18 protein-coding genes are annotated in these 16,926 nt (G+C 56.9%); 10 read left to right on the top strand and 8 right to left on the bottom strand.

From position 1 onward, the window contains the following. Nucleotides 1-236 precede the first annotated feature (236 nt). Nucleotides 237-2,906, top strand: a complete 2,670-nt coding sequence (locus tag EI77_RS04330; RefSeq protein ID WP_133793512.1) for a DEAD/DEAH box helicase — start codon at nucleotides 237-239, stop codon at nucleotides 2,904-2,906. On the opposite strand, the gene EI77_RS04325 is transcribed toward EI77_RS04330, so the two are convergent. Both EI77_RS04325 and EI77_RS04320 read right to left on the bottom strand, forming a co-directional pair. Continuing rightward, nucleotides 2,903-3,364: a DUF3592 domain-containing protein gene (locus EI77_RS04325; protein WP_133793511.1), complete on the bottom strand. Its 462-nt coding sequence runs from the start codon at nucleotides 3,362-3,364 to the stop codon at nucleotides 2,903-2,905. The genes EI77_RS04330 and EI77_RS04325 overlap by 4 nt on opposite strands. Before the next feature lie 102 nt (nucleotides 3,365-3,466). Further along, nucleotides 3,467-3,871, bottom strand: coding sequence for a DUF2721 domain-containing protein (locus EI77_RS04320; protein ID WP_133793510.1), 405 nt, complete (start codon nucleotides 3,869-3,871; stop codon nucleotides 3,467-3,469). Nucleotides 3,872-3,965: 94 nt separating this feature from the next. Here EI77_RS04320 and mtnP point away from each other — a divergent pair, with 94 nt between their 5' ends. From mtnP to EI77_RS04305, 3 genes are all read left to right on the top strand, one after another. Further along, a complete protein-coding gene (gene mtnP / locus EI77_RS04315; RefSeq protein WP_133793509.1) occupies nucleotides 3,966-4,838 on the top strand; it encodes an S-methyl-5'-thioadenosine phosphorylase in 873 nt (290 codons plus the stop codon). 10 nt (nucleotides 4,839-4,848) lie between these two features. After that, complete coding sequence (locus EI77_RS04310; protein ID WP_133793508.1) at nucleotides 4,849-5,709, top strand: D-hexose-6-phosphate mutarotase; 861 nt, start codon at nucleotides 4,849-4,851, stop codon at nucleotides 5,707-5,709. A 62-nt stretch (nucleotides 5,710-5,771) separates the two neighbouring features. After that, nucleotides 5,772-6,257, top strand: coding sequence for an 8-oxo-dGTP diphosphatase (locus tag EI77_RS04305; protein ID WP_133793507.1), 486 nt, complete (start codon nucleotides 5,772-5,774; stop codon nucleotides 6,255-6,257). Nucleotides 6,258-6,263: 6 nt separating this feature from the next. On the opposite strand, the gene EI77_RS04300 is transcribed toward EI77_RS04305, so the two are convergent. Continuing rightward, a complete protein-coding gene (locus tag EI77_RS04300; protein ID WP_133793506.1) occupies nucleotides 6,264-6,557 on the bottom strand; it encodes an FmdB family zinc ribbon protein in 294 nt (97 codons plus the stop codon). 164 nt (nucleotides 6,558-6,721) lie between these two features. On the opposite strand from EI77_RS04300, the gene EI77_RS04295 reads away from it, so the two are divergent. The 3 genes from EI77_RS04295 to EI77_RS04285 all read left to right on the top strand — a co-directional run bounded on the left by EI77_RS04295 (nucleotide 6,722) and on the right by EI77_RS04285 (nucleotide 9,315). Next, complete coding sequence (locus tag EI77_RS04295; protein ID WP_133793505.1) at nucleotides 6,722-7,399, top strand: YceH family protein; 678 nt, start codon at nucleotides 6,722-6,724, stop codon at nucleotides 7,397-7,399. 68 nt (nucleotides 7,400-7,467) lie between these two features. Then, the gene (locus EI77_RS04290; RefSeq protein ID WP_133793504.1) at nucleotides 7,468-9,000 is read left to right on the top strand and encodes an OpgD/OpgG family glucan biosynthesis protein; all 1,533 of its coding nucleotides are present in this window, start codon (nucleotides 7,468-7,470) and stop codon (nucleotides 8,998-9,000) included. A gap of 90 nt (nucleotides 9,001-9,090) precedes the next feature. Beyond that, nucleotides 9,091-9,315, top strand: a complete 225-nt coding sequence (locus EI77_RS04285; RefSeq protein ID WP_166647025.1) for a PEP-CTERM sorting domain-containing protein — start codon at nucleotides 9,091-9,093, stop codon at nucleotides 9,313-9,315. Here EI77_RS04285 and EI77_RS04280 read toward each other — a convergent pair whose 3' ends face one another. Further along, the gene (locus EI77_RS04280; protein WP_133793502.1) at nucleotides 9,316-10,086 is read right to left on the bottom strand and encodes a DUF3313 family protein; all 771 of its coding nucleotides are present in this window, start codon (nucleotides 10,084-10,086) and stop codon (nucleotides 9,316-9,318) included. A gap of 50 nt (nucleotides 10,087-10,136) precedes the next feature. On the opposite strand from EI77_RS04280, the gene ggt reads away from it, so the two are divergent. Further along, a complete protein-coding gene (ggt, locus tag EI77_RS04275; protein WP_133793501.1) occupies nucleotides 10,137-11,807 on the top strand; it encodes a gamma-glutamyltransferase in 1,671 nt (556 codons plus the stop codon). 28 nt (nucleotides 11,808-11,835) lie between these two features. Here the strand turns inward: ggt and EI77_RS04270 are convergent, their stop codons facing one another. From EI77_RS04270 to EI77_RS04255, 4 genes are read right to left on the bottom strand one after another with little or no spacing between them, the layout of a single operon-like run. Then, a complete protein-coding gene (locus EI77_RS04270) occupies nucleotides 11,836-13,050 on the bottom strand; it encodes an FAD-dependent oxidoreductase (RefSeq protein WP_133793500.1) in 1,215 nt (404 codons plus the stop codon). Further along, on the bottom strand, nucleotides 13,047-13,301 hold the full coding sequence (locus EI77_RS04265) for an acyl carrier protein (RefSeq protein WP_133793499.1): 255 nt from the start codon (nucleotides 13,299-13,301) through the stop codon (nucleotides 13,047-13,049). Before EI77_RS04265 ends, EI77_RS04270 begins: the two co-directional genes overlap by 4 nt. 43 nt (nucleotides 13,302-13,344) lie before the next feature. Then, nucleotides 13,345-14,412 carry a tRNA epoxyqueuosine(34) reductase QueG gene (gene queG / locus EI77_RS04260; RefSeq protein ID WP_133793498.1) on the bottom strand — a complete coding sequence of 356 codons (1,068 nt, stop codon included), beginning with the start codon at nucleotides 14,410-14,412 and terminating at the stop codon, nucleotides 13,345-13,347. Nucleotides 14,413-14,425: 13 nt separating this feature from the next. Further along, complete coding sequence (locus EI77_RS04255) at nucleotides 14,426-14,791, bottom strand: ArsR/SmtB family transcription factor (protein ID WP_208300260.1); 366 nt, start codon at nucleotides 14,789-14,791, stop codon at nucleotides 14,426-14,428. Between the two features lie 83 nt (nucleotides 14,792-14,874). On the opposite strand from EI77_RS04255, the gene EI77_RS04250 reads away from it, so the two are divergent. Beyond that, nucleotides 14,875-15,429 carry a rhodanese-like domain-containing protein gene (locus EI77_RS04250; protein WP_133793497.1) on the top strand — a complete coding sequence of 185 codons (555 nt, stop codon included), beginning with the start codon at nucleotides 14,875-14,877 and terminating at the stop codon, nucleotides 15,427-15,429. 35 nt (nucleotides 15,430-15,464) lie between these two features. Continuing rightward, nucleotides 15,465-16,916, top strand: coding sequence for an MBL fold metallo-hydrolase (locus EI77_RS04245; RefSeq protein ID WP_166647024.1), 1,452 nt, complete (start codon nucleotides 15,465-15,467; stop codon nucleotides 16,914-16,916). The last annotated feature ends 10 nt before the right edge of the window (nucleotides 16,917-16,926 follow it).

Here is a 16,926-nt window from a genome sequence, read left to right as displayed (position 1 = left end):
CGGCGGGAATGTCGAATGGAGAGAAGAGGGGGCGGGGGGAGTGTCAAAAAGATGGTTGGTAAAAGATCATGAGTTCATTTTTTACCCAGCATCTTTTTGACAAAATTCCTGGTCATAGGATCCGTGTTTCAGTCTCAGAGCTGGAGCACTGATGATTGAGGGAATAGGACGGAATTTGGAAAAAATGGAGTTACGTGCTTGCTTGCCCGCAGATCTTTTTTCAGGCACTAGGCGGCATGCTGCAACCAGTGCTGACTCCAGATGGTCTTCTCCTCACGGAGGGGGAGGCGGTGACTGGGGAGGAGAGGCAGATTTTGGCGCTGAGCCGGGAAGGGCCGGGGGCGCTTTTGATTGGGCTGGGGACGGGGCTTTTGCTGGCGGAAGTGGAGATGCCCTGGCGGTGGCTACGCAGTTGGGCCCAGCTTTTTCTGACTCGACTCTGCCAGACGAAGGATGTCCGGATGATGCCGGTGCCGGAGGTGGAGCAGCGGCGGGGAATGATGGCCAAGGTGCCGCCTTTTCCTGGCGTGGAGTCTCTTTCGCCTGAGATGCTGGAGCAGTGGTGGCTGGGGATGGCGGGGTATGTGGCGCAAAAGATGGCGGGGCATGCTGGGGGGCTGGAAGGTTGGCTGAAGGAGGCGAATCCGGCATGGCATGTGGTGGGGCGGGTGACGTTTCACCTGGCGGAAAACAAGACGGACCCGCAGAGGCCTTTTGCGTTTTTGGCGACTTTTACGGAGAAGCTGAGCGCCAGTGGTCAGGTGCAGCATCTCCCTTTGGCGCGGGCTTTGCAGATGTATTCCGGGCAGAAGGACCAGGCGGCGATGCAGGCGCTGCTGGAGCCGGTGCGCACGGCGGCGGCGCAGAGTGCGCTGCTGAGGGAGTGGCTGGAAACGCGGCGGCTGTTTCAACCACTGGCGCTGGATCCTCAGGAGGCCTACCGCTGGCTGCGTGACAGCCATCTTTTCCAGGAAAGTGGCATCGTGGTGAAGCTGCCTAACTGGTGGCGTGAGGGGAAGGGGACGCGACCGACGGTGCAGGTGACCATTGATGCTCCGCAAGAGGGCGGCGGGCTGCATGCGGGGGGAATGCTTTCTTTCCGAGTGGATAAGGCGCTGCAGGGCAGTCCGCTGACGGAGGCGGAATGGGAAAAGCTGCTGAGTGCTGAAACGGGTCTGGTTTCACTGCGCGGTCAGTGGGTGGAGGTGCAGGGGGCGAAGCTGCAGCAGGTGATCGAGCATTGGACGCGGGTGCAGAATGCGGTGGGGGAGGGGCTGATCGGCTTTCTGGATGGGATGCGGCTGCTGGCGCGGTATGTGCCGAAGGCCACGGCTGAGGAGGCTGCCGATGCGGAGACGCTCTATGATTGGTCGGACATCGTGGCGGGGAAGGGCCTGGCGGAGGTGCTGGAAAAGATGCTGGATCCTGCCCAGGTGGAGCCTCCGGCGAACCTGCGTGCGACGCTGCGGCCGTATCAGCAGAAAGGTCTGGCTTGGCTGCATTTCATGACACGCTTGGGGTTAGGGGCGTGTCTGGCGGATGACATGGGCCTGGGTAAAACATTGCAGGTGATCGCGCTGCTGCTGTTGCGACAAGGGCAGGTGAAGGAACCGGCTTTGCTGGTGGTGCCTGCATCGCTGGTGGGAAACTGGCAGGGAGAAGTCGCGAAATTTGCGCCGGATTTGAAACTGCGGGTGGCGCATCCGTCGGTGATGGAGCGTCAAGATCTGGACCGTCTGGTGAGGTCTCCTGCGGCTATGCTCAAAGGCTGCGATGTGATGCTGACCACCTATACTTTTTTACAGCGAACAGAGAGCTGGCAGATGCATCCCTGGAGCCTCGTTATTTTGGATGAGGCCCAGGCCATCAAGAATCCTGCGAGTGGCAGCACGCAGGCGGTGAAACGTCTGCAGGCTCCATGCCGCATCGCGCTCACGGGCACGCCGATCGAGAATCGGCCAGGGGATCTTTGGAGTCTCTTCGATTTCCTCAATCCGGGATTGTTAGGCCCGGCTTCCGTTTTTGCCCAGGTGGTGAAACAGTGCGCCACAGGCCGTGACGGATACGCTCCGCTGCGTCGTCTGGTGCAGCCGTACATCCTGCGGCGAATGAAGACGGACAAATCCGTCATCACTGACTTGCCGGAAAAGACGGAGGTGAAGGCTTGGTGTGGCCTAACCAAAAGGCAGACCACTATTTATGCGAAGCTGGTGGACCAGATGGCCAAACTGATGGCGGATGCCACGATGGATCCCATCCGCCGACAAGGGTTGGTGCTCAGTTTCCTGATTCAGTTTAAACAGGTCTGCAATCATCCCAGTCACTGGAATGGTGACGGGGTCTGGGGAGGGGAGGACAGCGGCAAATTTAATCGGCTGGCGGAAATTTGCAGCCAGATCGCGGAGCGTCGGGAGCGGGTGCTGGTGTTCACTCAGTTTCAGGAAACCTGTGATCCGCTGGCCCGTTTCCTGGCGCGGGTGTTTGGCCGGGAAGGGTTGGTTTTACATGGAGGTACGCCCGTGAAAAAGCGTCCTCAATTGGTGGACGCCTTTCAGCAGCCGGATGGACCGCCGTTCATGGTCATCAGTGTCAAGGCCGGGGGCACGGGACTCACGCTCACGGCGGCGAGCCATGTCATTCACTTCGACCGCTGGTGGAATCCGGCGATTGAAAACCAAGCCACAGACCGTGCCTTCCGCATCGGCCAGAAGAAGAATGTGCTGGTGCACAAGTTCATCTGCCAGGGCACCATTGAACAGCGCATTGATGCCCTCCTGGAAAAGAAGACCGCCCTTTCAGACGCGCTGCTTTCCCAAGAGGGCAGTGCAGAGTCCCTTCTCACCGAAATGAGCACGGAGGAACTGCTGCACTTTGTTTCGCTGGATGTGAACGCGGCGCTGGGTTAGCCTGCCACCGAGCTTTTGCGAATGAGGAAATAAAGGAAGATGCCGAGGCCGACGACCAAGGTACCGATGCCGATCTTCACATTGATCTTCATGTCCTTGGAGCCACCGACGATGATGGCGCTATTCTCAACATCAGCGGCGAGGTAGCGGACCTGGATGGCAGGATCTGTGATGGAGTCCTCGCTGGTGCGTGAAGAAAAGAAACTGGAGGTGACCTGGAAATCTTTTGTCACCGGAGAACCGCCCTGAGGAGTGAAGGTGGCGTTGAAATTATAACTGCGGGAACGTTTGCCAGAGCGCTTCGACTCACCGCCGTTGATGTTTCCATCCACCGTGATGCCTTCTTTTTCGATTTTATCCAGGCGTTGACCGTCCTGGTAACCCTGATAGGCAATGAGGGGACCCGCGATGACAAGGACAACGGCAACGATTTTGGCCTGGGTGGATTTCTGAATCATATTTTTGGAATGAGGGGCGTTTTTATCCAGACGCCGTTTTGATATCAAGCCGAATAATCATTCCGGAATGATTGCATAGGTGAAAAATCCAATATTCACCTTTCACGCCTTTGGCTCCATATCACTCAACTGCATATCCAACGCCCGTCCAGAAATGACCACTTCGTTTAAAGTGAGACTGAGGGAGACAATCATGAAAATCAGGCTGATGAAGAAGAACACCTGTCCGCCAAGCTGATGGCTAAAAAACAGGAACACCATGCTGATGGTGCAGGCGATGAGGCTGACGACGCCAGCGGTCTGCATGTTGCGGATGAGGACGATGCGACGGCGCAGATTGCTGATCTGGGCTTCCAGCAGAGGGTCGTGGTTCTCACGCCAGGAAGCGTGGAGATTGCGGATGATGGTCGCCAGGGCCAGGAAGCGGTTGGTATAGGCCAGCATGAGCAGCGAAATGGCCGGAAACAGAAGCGACGGGGTGGAAATAGGGATCTCGGACAGCGTCATTCTCCATACTAAAGCAGGCGAAGGAGCAAGGAAACGAAGTCTTTTCCTTGGCGTGTCCTTGAACCCAGTCTCCCTAAACCCTATGATAACAGGCATGTCAGATCCCTTTACCCCAGCAATCGGCATCATTGGCGGCTCCGGCCTATATGATTTCGATGGGTTCGAAGGATGCCGGGAAATCGAGGTCATTACTCCCTACGGCACCCCTTCGGACAAAATCGTCAGCGGCACCTTTGCTGGTCGCCGGGTCTATTTCCTGCCGCGCCATGCCAAAGGCCACCGCATACTCCCGACGGAGCTCAACCACCGGGCGAACATCTGGGCCATGCGCTCCCTGAATGTGCGCTGGATCATCGCTGTGACGGCCGTGGGCAGTCTCAAGGAGGAGTATAAACCCCGTGACGTGCTGCTGCCGGACCAGTTTTATGATCGTACCAGCCGCCGCGAGCACCATACTTTTTTTGGTCGTGGGTTGGTTGCACATGTGGCTTTTGCGGATCCCATCAGCGCGGGTTTACGCAATCTGCTGGCCCAGGAGGCGCGGGCAGCTGGTGCCACGGTGCACAATGGCGGCACGTATGTGAACATGGATGGGCCGGCTTTTTCTACTCGGGCAGAGTCCAATGCCAACCGGCAGCTCGGCTTCGATGTCATCGGCATGACCAACCTGCCGGAAGCCAAGCTGGCCCGCGAGGCTGAGATCTCTCTGGCCACCCTGGCCATGATCACTGACTACGACTGCTGGAAAACGGATGAAGCTCATGTCACTGCCGATGCGGTGATGGCCCATGTCTCCGCCAATGCGGCGATGGCCAAGGCAATCATTGCGAAAGTCATCCCACGTATTCCCCTGGAACCTAAATGGCCCGAGCATCGGGCACTGGATGGTGCCATCATGACTGACCGCAAGCTGTGGCCAGAGAAAATCGTCCAAAGCCTGAAGCCGCTTCTTCAACGTTTCATTTAAACTGCCCCTTATGTCGCTCCCTGCCTCCATCATCCTTTCGGAAGCTATTCCGGATTATCCGGTCTTTGTGATTCAACACCCCGCCTGTACGGCCCGTATCGCCCTCCATGGTGCGCACGTGATGGAGTGGGCACCGTCCGGTCATTCCCCGGTGCTTTACCTCAGCCCACAGGCCTTGTTGGAGCCGGGAAAACCCATCCGTGGGGGCATTCCGGTCTGCTGGCCTTGGTTCGGCCCGCATCCTTCCGATGAGAGCAAGCCAATGCATGGCTTTGCGCGCACGCGTCCCTGGAAGCTGATGGAAGCCAGCGAATCTGAGGAAGGGGTGAAGATGTCCTTTGTCCTTTGCAGCGATCCGAGCACGCATGAACTCTGGCCGCATGAATTCGAAGCTCATGTGACCGTGATTCTGGGAGCCAAGCTGGATGTTTCTCTTCAAACCATCAACAAAAGCGGAACGGAGCTTCTGGTGGCGGACGCGTTGCATACTTACCTCACGGTGGGAGATATCGGCCAAGTGACCGTGAAGGGACTCGCAGACGCGGAGTACCTGGACACCGTCGGTGAGCGGACGATGCGGCATCAGACGGGGGACATCACATTTGACCGTGAAGTGGACCGCCAATACGTCAGCACAGGCACTGTGAAGGTGGAAGACCCTGCACTGGGCCGTACGCTGAGCATCGAAAAAGCTGGGAGTCAGACGACGGTGGTGTGGAATCCCTGGATCGAAAAATCCAAACGGTTAGGGGACCTGCCAGATGAGGCCTACCTTCAGTTTCTTTGTGTCGAAGCCGCAAATGCTGGTGAGGCGGTTGTTCGCATTGCACCCGGTGCCGCAAATACGCTCCAGACCGTGATCAGTCTTTGATATCCGCCCAGGACATCCAGGGTGGCATTCTGTCCGCAGCATGCCATCCTCCGCGCTCCCTTATGACCCCTGACTGGACCCACTGGCAACCTGGCATCCGCGCCACCCTCATGTTCATCGTGGATGAGGCCAGGGAACAAGTGCTCCTCATTCGCAAAAAGAGGGGTCTGGGCGCAGGTAAAATCAATGGGCCAGGGGGAAAAATGGATCCTGGGGAAACTTCCATTGAGTGCGCCATCCGGGAAACCCAGGAGGAACTCGGCGTTACGGCCCTCAATCCCGTCAAGCACGGGGAACTATGGTTCCAGTTTGTGGACGGGCTGGCCCTCCATGTGGATGTTTACCGGGCCACGGAATGGCAAGGGGAGGCCATTGAGACACCGGAGGCGGTGCCGCTGTGGACGTCACTCCATGCGCTGCCTTTTGAGGAAATGTGGGCGGATGACCGCTTTTGGCTCGCGGAACTGCTCATCGAAAAGAAGGACTTCATCGGCAGATTTCTCTTCGATGATGATTCGATGCTGACGAATGAAATCGAATGGCCCTGAGGGGGCTTACGCTCCTGAAGGTTTCGGCGGGGCAGGGGTGCTGGGGGCTGCTGCCGGGGTGCTGGAAGTACTGGAGGCAGCGGAATCCTTTTTCGCGGCGGCCTTGTAGGAGTCACTGCGGTAGTCGGTGATGTAAAAACCACTGCCTTTGAAAATCAGGCCGGAACCGAGGCCGATTTTGCGTTTCACCGGACCCGCGCATGCTTCGACGGGGCAATCCGTCAAATGTGGGTCCTTCATGGACTGGCGTGTTTCGAATTGATGGCCACAAGTCTGGCATTCGTATTCGTAGGTAGGCATAGGGTTGGGCTCCTTGAGAATCGAACCGGGGTTTGCTGGTTAGATGTGAGGGGGAGGATGTATGCGGGATACGCCGCCCTGGTGCAAAGGGAAATTCGTTTCGTTACGAGGGAGAGAATCGCCCGGAGTCTTGCAGGGGATGGAATCGCGGGCCAGGATATGACATGGAAACAACCGCCACTCCTCCCCAACTCACGCCTGTCGAGGCTCGCATCCTCGGCTGTCTGGTCGAAAAAGAGATCACGCTCCCGGATTATTACCCGCTGACCCTTAATTCCCTGGTTTCAGCCTGCAATCAGTCCACCAACCGGGATCCGGTGATGAGCCTGGATGAATCCACGGTACAGCGTGCGCTGGAAAACCTGAAAACCCGTGGGTGGGTCTTCCAGGTGACTGTGGCAGGGGCGCGGGTGCAAAAATTCCGACATAACTTGAAGGGCAAGCTGCCCCGGCTGGAGAAGCCCGCCACCGCCCTCCTGGCCGTGCTGATGCTGCGCGGAGCCCAGACGGTGGGTGAATTGCGCCAGCGCACGGACCGCTTGCAGACTTTTCCAGACCTGGAAAGTGTGGAGGCGGAGCTAACAGGCCTCATCAGTTATCCAGAGGGTCCGGTGGTAGCCTGCCTGCCAGCGGGGCCTGGCCGCCGGGTAGCATTGTATGCTCAGCTCTTAACAGGTGAACCTGGAGGGATCGCACCGCAGGAGGAGATCATCGTTCCGGCTGCTCCGGCGTCCCCACCCTCGACTGAGGATCAGGAGTGGAAAGAACGCATGGAAATTGAAATCCAGCTTCTGAAATCCCAGATGGCCCGTTTGAAGGCCAGTCTAGGTGTAGAAGATTGATAACTTGCATCCCTTTGTTGACTGCTCGTAGCCAGAGAGCATTCTAGCGCCGCTCCCCAGCGTTCTCTATGATTGCTCCCCGTTCCTCAGGGTCCCTGATTCTGTCTCTTTGTACAGCCGCCTGTCTTGCCACCCATGCCGCTGATTTGACATTGGCGGATGTAACGGACTTTGAGTCGTTGCAGAAGCTGGCTGCCCAGTTGGCGCTGAAACCCTATGAGGCACCTTCGCAGCAGTTGGATCCATTTTTTGAATCCCTTAAATACGACGGCCACCGGAAGATCCGGTTTCGGGAAGAGAAAGCTCTTTATTCGGAGGACAAGGAATCTTACCGCGTCCAGTTTTTTCACCCAGGCTGGATGTTCAAAAAGCCGGTAGAATTCTATCGTGTGGACGGTGCTGCCAGCACGCCCGTGCCGTTTAATCCCGAACTCTTTGACTACGCAGATCTAAAACTGCCGGAAAATTTCAAGAAGCCAGAGGGGTATGCAGGTTTTCGCGTTTTGGCACCGCATTCGCTGATGGATAAGCGGTTTGAATTCATGGTCTTCATGGGTGCCAGCTACTACCGTGCGGTGACGACGGAACTTGGCTACGGCATCAGTGCCCGTGGTGTAGCGGTCAATACCATCGGCGGCAAGCCTGAGGAATTTCCAGACTTCACGCACTTCTGGTTTCAGCAGCCTAAGCCCGGTGAAAAATACTTTCGCATCCTGGCTCTGCTGAATGGTCCCAGCATCACTGGGGCTTATCAGTTCGATACTTCCCCCGGGAAGACAACGGACATGCTGGTGAAGGCAACGCTGCATCTGCGGCAGCCGGTGGAAATGCTGGGCATCGCCCCGTTTTCCAGCATGTTTTGGTTCGGCGAAAACAGCCATCCCAAGCCTTACGATTTCCGTCCTGAAGTACATGACAGTGATGGCTTGCAGATTGAGATCGCCGATGGTCCCTCTATCTGGCGTCCGCTGGATGTCAGCCGTGACCTGCGACTGAGCATTTTCGAAACCGACAAGCTGAAAGGCTTTGGCCTGGGTGAGCGGGATCGTGACTTCAACAATTTCCAGGACTTGGAAGCCATGTATCATAACCGCCCGGCTGTGTGGGTGGAGCCGATCAAAGGATTCACAAAGGGCTCGGTCGTCCTTGTTGAGCTTTCTACAGGGGAAGAGACTTGGGATAACATTGTGGCCATGTGGAGACCCGCGGAACTGCCCAAGTCACCTGAAGAGCCACTCAATGTGGAGTATCGCCTGGCCTGGCTGGAGGAACAACTCCCCGGTCTGCTTTGCAAAGTCATTTCCACCCGACGCGGGTTTGTGATGAAAAAGGAGGATCACGAATATGTGGTGGATTTCACCAAAGGCGGGCTGAATCTGAAAAAGCCGCAGGACTGGGTGCCTGAACTGGAAGTGGTGATCAGCAATGGAGACGCCAAAATTCTGGACAAGCGCGTGATGCATAACCGCGAAACAGGTGGCTGGCGGGCCTTCTTCAAGCTGGATGTTCCGCCTAAGACCAATCTCCTGGAGATGATGTGTGAAATGAAAGACGGGGATAAAGTGATCTCTGAGCGCTGGATGTACCAGTGGCGGCGCTGAGTGGGGTGCGTGGGCGTCATGACGGTTTTTGCCTTGTCATGACAGGCCTTTTTTGGTTGGATGAAGCCCATAGATTTTTCCTCCGATCTTATGCGCAAATTTTTCTACTGGCTGACTTCACTCGCGATTGCCGTACTGGCTGCGGGTGCTTCAGAGCAGGGTGATGACGCTGCTGAAATATTGTGGACCCCAGCTTCTCAACTGAATGCTCTTCCTGTGCCTGAACCTTCCCGAGCCGTATTGCTGGGAATTGGGATCATGGCCATTGCGTTCACCTACCGGAAGGCCTGGATCAATTTGAAACGTAAGGACTGATTACCACAGCCAAATCGTGAACGCCGGGCTGTCTTTTACCCGGCCCCCAGCTGGGGTGCGGGTGATTTGCTCAAACTGCGATGCCCATTCGCGAATGATTTTGCGGGCAGCGCTGTATGGATTGTAGTCGTGGATGGAAAGGATCAAGGCGGAGCGGTTATGCTCCGCATCGGCAAATTCATACAGGCTCTCTTTCTGGTGAGGGTCCCATACCCGGCCTTCAATTGCGATGTTTCCTTTGAGAGGGCGCCCGACCAGTGATTCTGCCCCTGGTACCGCCAGGATGTTGATGGCACGGCGGGTGAGGCCTGCACTGATGGCATTGGGATTGAATTCGATGATCGCGAGTTCCAAATTCAAAGCGTCTTTTGCAGGAGCATCCACGATTTGATAATGGGGGTTGGCGGAGGCCCGGAAGGCTTTGGCAAATTGTTCCCGCGCGTATTCGCCCATTTCGCGGGCTTCCTTCTGGCGTGTTTTTTCCCGCACCTCGACACGTGAAAGAGGCTTGGTCATGGGCCGCAGATGCTCCAGGGAGACAGGGGCGATGTAGAGATTCTTTTTCTTTTCAGCCTCTTCCCAGACTTTGCGGGATGAATTGCGCCAGACCCGCAAAAAGGGGTCATGCTTTGCCTGGGTCTTTTTCAGTTCCCCAGCGTGGGCGAGGAAAGGCGAAGGTTTGGCTGCACCGGCTTTGGCCAGTCGCTGCAAGGAACTGCATGAGATGAGCCACGGCAGGAGCAGAAGGCAGAGAAATAGACGATAAATCATTTCATGGGGAGTGATGGACGCGGATGCAGAAAATAGCTATTTAGAGACCGATGAAATCGCTGTTTTGTTTTATTTTCGTCGGATTGTTGTCAGTCAACGCTTTGGCGGAGGAGGCGGGGTATGCCAAATTTGCTGCGGCTACTGTGCATCCACTTGCGACAGATGCTGCCAGCGCTGCTTATGCCAAAGGGGGGAATGCCGTGGATGCTGCGGTGGCGGCGGGGCTGACGTTGGGCATCGTGGACGGACATAATTCTGGAATTGGCGGTGGCTGTTTTTTGGTCATCCGTGCGGCCAATGGCAGTCTGACCGCCATTGATGGCCGGGAAATGGCTCCTGCAAAGGCCCATCGTGACATGTATCTTAAGGCGGGCAAACTTGATGATGAAGCTAGCAAGACCGGGGCGCTGGCATCCGGCATCCCTGGTGTTTTGAAGGCCTATGATCTGGCATTAAAAAAACATGGCCGACTGACTCTGGCAGATCACTTGAAAACTGCGGCTGAATTGGCCGAAAAGGGATTTCAGATGGATGCGGTGTATGCTCGCAAACTGGAGGCCACGGCTGACAAATTGCGTCTTTTTCCAGCCTCAGCGTCCATCTTTTTAAAAGCAGATGGTTCCGCATTCAAAGAAGGGGATACGCTGGTGCAAAAAGACCTCGCAAAAACCTATCGCGCCATTGCCGAGCATGGTCTCGAATGGTTTTACGGAGGAGAGTTCGCACGCAAGACCGAGGAGTGGATGAAGGAAAATGGAGGGATCGCCACCGTGGAGGACTTTCGGAATTATAAAGCGGTGGAGCGTGAACCCATCCGCTCCAGTTACCGCGGATACGAAATCGTCTGCATGCCGCCGCCGAGCAGCGGCGGGGTGCATGTGGCGCAGATCTTGAACATCCTGGAGCATTTTCCCATCCGCCATTTCCGCGCCAGCAGCCGGATCCATGTCGTGACGGAGGCTATGAAACTGGCCTTTGCTGACCGCGCACACTGGCTGGGAGACCCCGACTTTGCCCAGGTGCCCAAAGGACTGGTGGACAAGGAATACGCAGCGGAACTGAGCCGTAAAATTGATCTGGATCACGCCACCTCTGTGCCTGGTCACAATACCCCGCCGCGTTGGGAAGGCGACATCTTCGGGAAGCACACCACGCATCTTTCCACAGCGGATGCGGAGGGTAACTGGGTGGCCTTGAATCAGACAATCAATACGGCATTTGGCAGCAAGGTGGTGATTCCGGGCACGGGCGTGCTGCTAAACAATGAGATGGATGATTTTGCCGTGCAGCCAGGGGTGCCGAATGCTTTTAAGCTGGTGGGAGCTGAGGCCAATTCCATCGCGCCGGGCAAGCGTCCGCTTTCCAGCATGAGTCCCACGCTGGTCTTTAAAGAGGGGCAGCCGATGCTATCGGTGGGGGCGGCAGGAGGGCCGACGATCATAACGCAGACTTTGCTACTGATCAGTCATGTGATTGACGATGGGATGGAGCCCAACGCCGCCCTGGCAGAGCCACGCTTTCATCATCAATGGAGCCCGGACGAACTGAAAATCGAAACTCAATTTGATCGCAGTACTCGCAAGCGGGTGGAGGCGCTGGGGCACAAACTGAGTGAGTCCCCAGGATTCGGTGCCTGCCAGGCAGTGATGTGGGATGACCAAAGGAAGCTGCTGGTGCCAGCACATGATCCCCGTGTACCAGGCAAGGCATCTGGGCTATGATGGCGGAGCAAAATCTCCTGGTCTTTCTTCAGTGCTGACTGGCATGTTTTGCTGCCAATTCTCCCGCTGACTGCCCAGTGGCCATGCAGGTGCCCATGACCCGCAGGGACGCCAGGGCTTCATGGTCCGCAGACATGCAGCGCCCGGCGAAGTATAGGCCGGGGACATCCTGGCGGAAAAGACAGCGGGCAGGGATGCCGGCGGGCTTGGCTTCATCAAAAAAGCGGAACTTCGGGCCACGGGCATTTTCCCGCTTTTCCATCGGCCATCCGGCTAGGGCGATGTCATCGTCGAACCTGCGGCTGGTCGCCAGATCATCTCCGGTGATCACATAGTCTCCAATGTAGCGGGCAGTCTCCCGGATGCCTGCTTTTGTCGGGAGCATGGGTGGCGGACATTCGCTAAAATCTGCGTGTTTGCTGCGCAGGAAAGACCACAGTGCCATGGCTATTTCCCTTCCTTCCTGCTCCACACGTGCTCGCTTCACTGGGTCAAAGGGGTCCCATTCACCCTGGCCGGCCTCAAGATCCACGGTGAGAAAGGTTTCTCCTGGGAAGGGCGAATCACGAAATCCGGCCCCCATGGATGCGACGGGTAGCAAGCCATCGCGCACCGCCCTGACGATGAGAGCTCCCACTTGCAAGCGCCACCCGTCATCGTGGGTGCCGGTCATTCCGTGGAAGGCGCAAATATAGGCGGGCCTGTATAAACGTGCCCCTTCGGTTTGCTCACACCAGACCGGGTTCAGGAGGCGGGCTCCTGTGGCATCGCCCGTCGTGTCCACCAGGGCTTTTGCATTCAGCTCTTGGCAGTTGCCACGGGTGATGATGTCTAATTCCCATCCGGCTTCTCCTTGTTTCAGCCCGGTCCATTCGGTTCCGCTAAGGACCGTTAACTGAGGCTCTGCAAGGCACATCTCATCGGCGATCCGAGCGTAGAGGGACGGGTGCTGCCGCAGCACATACACCTTTCCCATCAGGTCCGGGGCCGTCTGGCTGGTGCGCTCCATCATGGACTGGCCAATCTCTGTGGGAATACCAGGATTTAACCAGGCCCAGGGCTGGCTCGCATCGGGGTGGAAAAGCCCACAAAAGGTATGCACAAGGGCATTGGTGCCCATGCCGCCCAGTTTTGTCTGCCGCTCCAGGAGTACGGTCCGGGCGCCTTTCCGGGCTGCGGCCAACGCGGCGGCCAGACCTGCGCTGCCTCCTCCTGCGACGATCACGTCCGCCCGCATGTTCATGACATGGAACGGTTAGGATGCGATAGCCAGGTGGCCAGTACCGTCGCCGTGGCAAAATGATTGCGTGTCATTTCAGAAGGCGAAATGCGTACGCCGAACTGGCGCTCCAATTGCAGCATCAACTGCATCATGGCCAGTGAATCCAGACCTCTTGAAAACAGGTCTGAATCGGGTGTTAGAGGTTCATTTGTTTCCACGATGTGATGCTCTAAAATGAGAGCAATAACCGCGTCAGGTGAAATATCAGGCATGGCCTACAGTGAAAAGCCTCCGCTCTAGAGCAATTAGGATTGCTTAAAAAGCCGTGTCGCCGACGGCAGCCGACGCTGTTAGACTCTCCGCATGACGCCGATGGATTTCTTCCACTGCCCAGAGGGCGTGCTCGGAGATGAGGGGATGTTCATCATGAGTGGCGGCTTCCAGCAAGGGCAGATCCTCCAGGTTGCCGACATTGCCCAGGGCCACACAGACATTGCGGATGAAGGCTGGTCGCTTGATGCGTTTGATGGGTGATTTGGCAAAGAGGGTGCGGAAGTCCTCATCCGTGAGCGTCAGAAAATCGGACAGCTTTTTGTTAAAGACGGATTCCCTGGCTTGAAAAGTGGCCTCATGGGAAACCTGGGCAAACTTGTTCCAGGGGCAGGCGCTCAGGCAGTCATCGCAACCATAGATGCGGTCCCCCATGGCCCGGCGGAATTCGAGCGGGATGGGGCCTTTGCTTTCGATGGTGAGGTAGCTCACACAGCGGCGCGCATCCATGCGCCGGGGCGCGGTGATGGCCTGTGTGGGGCAGGCCACCATGCAGCGGGTGCATTTACCACAGAGATCCCTGGCGGGTGTGTCCACGGGCAGATCCAGGGTGGTGATGAGTTCCGCCAGGAAGAACCAGGTGCCTAACTGGCGGTGGATCTGCATGGTGCTTTTCCCGCCCCAGCCCAGGCCGGCCTCACTGGCGAAGTCCCGCTCAAGCACCGGGCCGGTGTCCACATAGTACCGCTGCGTGCCGCCCTGCTGGATGAGGAAGGCATCCAGGTCTTTGAGCTTTTTTACAATGAGGTCATGGTAGTCCTCATTCCAGGCATAACGGGCGATCCTGTACCCCCCCGCAGCGGTCGCAGGCGCGGGCCCCTGGAAGTAATTCATGGCCAGGACGATGACGGTTTTCGCCCCCGGCTGGACGATGGTGGGATCTGTGCGGCGGTCCATGTTTCGCGCCATCCAGGCCATGTCCCCATACTTGCCCTCCGCCACCCATTGCTCATAAAGCTCCCGATGCGCGGCTGGTTTTGCAGGCGCGATGCGGCAGTCGGCAAATCCCAGCTCGTGAGCTTTGGCGATGAGCAGAGTTTTGAGTTCCATCATGCAGTCAAAGAGATCAGATCTTGGGATCAAAGGCCAGCGCTCTGGCCCGGGCCTCCATTTCTTCACGCAGACGGCGGCACATCATTTCGCAGAGCTCATTCACCATCGCGTCGGCGATATAACAGTATGTGGACAGCCCTTCTTTACGCATGCCAATCATCCCCGCATCTCGCAACACAGCCAGATGTTTGGAGACGTTTGCCTGACCGGAGCCAGAAGCTTCCACAAGCTGTCCGACGGTGCGTTCACCCTGCATTAGCAGGTTTAGCAGCTTCAACCGCATCGGTTCGGACAGAGCTCGAAAACGGAATGCGATCAACTCCAGCGCCATGTCAGACATCAATGTCGGCGGGGATTCAGATTCTTTTTTGCGGAGCATGAAACAAACATATTTATATATCGCTATATAGCAATATGGTATTGATGAGCATAAGGAGTTTAACCCCATAACTTTTCATCGCAATGCAAACCCAAATCACCCCTGCGGAACTGAAACAGCTCATCACCGAGGGGCGCTGCCACTTGGTGGATGTGCGCGAGCCAGTCGAGCATGCCGAGGAACACATCAGCGCCGCCCGGCTCATCCCCTTGGGCGAATTGGAAAAACGCGCGTCCGAGCTCCCCAAAGATAAATCCTTGGTCATTCACTGCAAAAGCGGTAAACGCGGTACAAAGGCCCAGGAGAAACTGAAGCAGCTCGGCTTTGACCAAGTGCAAAATTTGGAAGGCGGCATTGAAGCCTGGAAGGCAGCGGGACTGCCCGTGGCGAGTGCGGACAAAAAGGTCTTTCCTCTCATGCAACAGGTTCAATTAACCATCGGCACAGGCGTGCTGACCGGCGCAGCCTTGTCACTGACGGTGCATCCTTATTGGGTGTTCCTGAGCGCTTTTTTTGGAGCGGGACTGATGCTGGCCGGTAGCACGGGATGGTGCGGACTGGCCATCCTGCTTTCTAAAATGCCATGGAATCGTGTGTCTGGACAGAGCTGCGGCTCCGCAAAGAATTGTTCGGCCTGACCTTCGCACTCTTCAAATTTTACCCCTCCACAACCATGTTTCTTCGACAGATCACTGATTCATCCCTGGCTCAAAATGCTTACCTCATCGGCTGCCAGCGCACCGGCGAAGCTGTAATCGTGGATCCTGAGCGTGATGTGGACCGCTATTTAAAGCTGGCGGCAGAAAATGACCTGCGCATCACTGCCGTTGCCGAAACGCACATTCATGCGGATTACCTCAGCGGTGCGCGGGAGCTGGTCACACATCATGGAGTGGAGGCCTATCTTTCCGCAGAAGGTGGCCCGGACTGGCAGTTTGAATGGGCGCATGGGAATCCCAAGGCGCATTTCCTCCGCGACGGGGATTCTTTTCATGTGGGCAAGATCGAGTTCAAAGCGCTGCTGACCGCCGGACATACGCCGGAACATCTGAGCTATCTGGTGACCGATCACGGCGGCGGGGCGACATTGCCGATGGGCCTGCTGAGTGGAGACTTTATCTTTGTGGGGGGTGTGGGGCGTCCAGACCTTTTGGAAAGCGCGGCGGGCCAGAAAGGGGTGATGGAATCAAGCGCACGAGTCCTTTATGCCAACTTACGCGCTACGGAGGACCTTCCAGAACATTTGCAGATCCTGCCTGCGCATGGTGCAGGGAGTGCCTGTGGCAAATCTTTGGGGGCCATCCCCAATAGTGTGATGGGTTATGAGCGCCTCTTTAACCCGGCTTTCAAAAAGGCGCTGACCGAGGGGGAAGACGAATTTGTGAAGGACATCCTGGCGGGGCAACCCGCGCCGCCCCTCTACTTTGCGCGGATGAAGCGGGATAACAGAGCCGGACCGGTCCTCCTCCCGGAAGGTAAGCTGCCGCAGCCGAAGCATCTTTCGGTGGCCGAATTGTCCGTCTTTCTTGGTGGGGTGAAGTCGGTGGTTCTGGATTTGCGCTCGGATCGAACCGCCTTCATGCAAAGGCATGTAAAAGGGGCTCTGCTGGCACCCCTGGCAGGGGGCAAGCTACCCATTGCGGCTGGGTCCTATGTAGAAGAGGGAGCACAGATCCTGTTGATTGTGCATGACCCCTCGGAGGTAGGGGCGGCGGTGCGTCAGTTGATCCGCATCGGTCTGGATGATGTGGCGGCATGGATGACGCTGGCGGAAATCCAAGAGGCCAGTGATGCTCTGATGACCACGCAGGCATACATCACGACGGACCAGCTTCATGAGGCGCTGGACACTCAGCCCGAGGCGCAGGTGCTGGATGTACGCGGAGCGGATGAATACGCCGAAAGGCATGTGGAGGGAGCCTTAAACATCCCCCATACCCGCCTGGCGGCTCGCATCCAAGAGCTGTCTGCGGATCGGCGTCTTTATGTCCACTGTGGCAGCGGACTACGGGCCAGTTTGGCCACGGCGTATCTGGCTCAGCAGGGACGCGATGTCGTCTTGGTGGACGGTGCTTTTGAGAAAATCGCCAGCTCTTTGAAAACCACTGCCAAAGCCAAATTTTAATCTTCTATGA

Origin of the sequence: Prosthecobacter fusiformis (assembly GCF_004364345.1) — a bacterium.
Taxonomy (GTDB): Bacteria; Verrucomicrobiota; Verrucomicrobiia; order Verrucomicrobiales; family Verrucomicrobiaceae; genus Prosthecobacter; species Prosthecobacter fusiformis.
The sequence above is the reverse complement of the archived record's forward strand: the minus strand, read 5'-3'. Positions and strand labels throughout refer to the sequence as shown.

Excerpts from the sequence above, each read along its gene's own strand:
- EI77_RS04245 (WP_166647024.1), top strand. The coding sequence starts at position 15,465 with ATGTTTCTTCGACAGATCACTGATTCATCCCTGGCTCAAAATGCTTAC.
- EI77_RS04285 (WP_166647025.1), top strand. The coding sequence starts at position 9,091 with ATGCGCAAATTTTTCTACTGGCTGACTTCACTCGCGATTGCCGTACTG.
- EI77_RS04290 (WP_133793504.1), top strand. The coding sequence starts at position 7,468 with ATGATTGCTCCCCGTTCCTCAGGGTCCCTGATTCTGTCTCTTTGTACA.
- ggt (WP_133793501.1), top strand. The coding sequence starts at position 10,137 with ATGAAATCGCTGTTTTGTTTTATTTTCGTCGGATTGTTGTCAGTCAAC.
- EI77_RS04325 (WP_133793511.1), bottom strand. The coding sequence starts at position 3,364 with ATGATTCAGAAATCCACCCAGGCCAAAATCGTTGCCGTTGTCCTTGTC.
- EI77_RS04330 (WP_133793512.1), top strand. The coding sequence starts at position 237 with ATGCTGCAACCAGTGCTGACTCCAGATGGTCTTCTCCTCACGGAGGGG.
- EI77_RS04295 (WP_133793505.1), top strand. The coding sequence starts at position 6,722 with ATGGAAACAACCGCCACTCCTCCCCAACTCACGCCTGTCGAGGCTCGC.
- EI77_RS04310 (WP_133793508.1), top strand. The coding sequence starts at position 4,849 with ATGTCGCTCCCTGCCTCCATCATCCTTTCGGAAGCTATTCCGGATTAT.
- EI77_RS04320 (WP_133793510.1), bottom strand. The coding sequence starts at position 3,871 with ATGACGCTGTCCGAGATCCCTATTTCCACCCCGTCGCTTCTGTTTCCG.
- EI77_RS04265 (WP_133793499.1), bottom strand. The coding sequence starts at position 13,301 with ATGCCTGATATTTCACCTGACGCGGTTATTGCTCTCATTTTAGAGCAT.
- mtnP (WP_133793509.1), top strand. The coding sequence starts at position 3,966 with ATGTCAGATCCCTTTACCCCAGCAATCGGCATCATTGGCGGCTCCGGC.
- EI77_RS04305 (WP_133793507.1), top strand. The coding sequence starts at position 5,772 with ATGACCCCTGACTGGACCCACTGGCAACCTGGCATCCGCGCCACCCTC.
- EI77_RS04250 (WP_133793497.1), top strand. The coding sequence starts at position 14,875 with ATGCAAACCCAAATCACCCCTGCGGAACTGAAACAGCTCATCACCGAG.
- EI77_RS04280 (WP_133793502.1), bottom strand. The coding sequence starts at position 10,086 with ATGATTTATCGTCTATTTCTCTGCCTTCTGCTCCTGCCGTGGCTCATC.
- EI77_RS04270 (WP_133793500.1), bottom strand. The coding sequence starts at position 13,050 with ATGAACATGCGGGCGGACGTGATCGTCGCAGGAGGAGGCAGCGCAGGT.
- EI77_RS04300 (WP_133793506.1), bottom strand. The coding sequence starts at position 6,557 with ATGCCTACCTACGAATACGAATGCCAGACTTGTGGCCATCAATTCGAA.
- EI77_RS04255 (WP_208300260.1), bottom strand. The coding sequence starts at position 14,791 with ATGCTCCGCAAAAAAGAATCTGAATCCCCGCCGACATTGATGTCTGAC.
- queG (WP_133793498.1), bottom strand. The coding sequence starts at position 14,412 with ATGATGGAACTCAAAACTCTGCTCATCGCCAAAGCTCACGAGCTGGGA.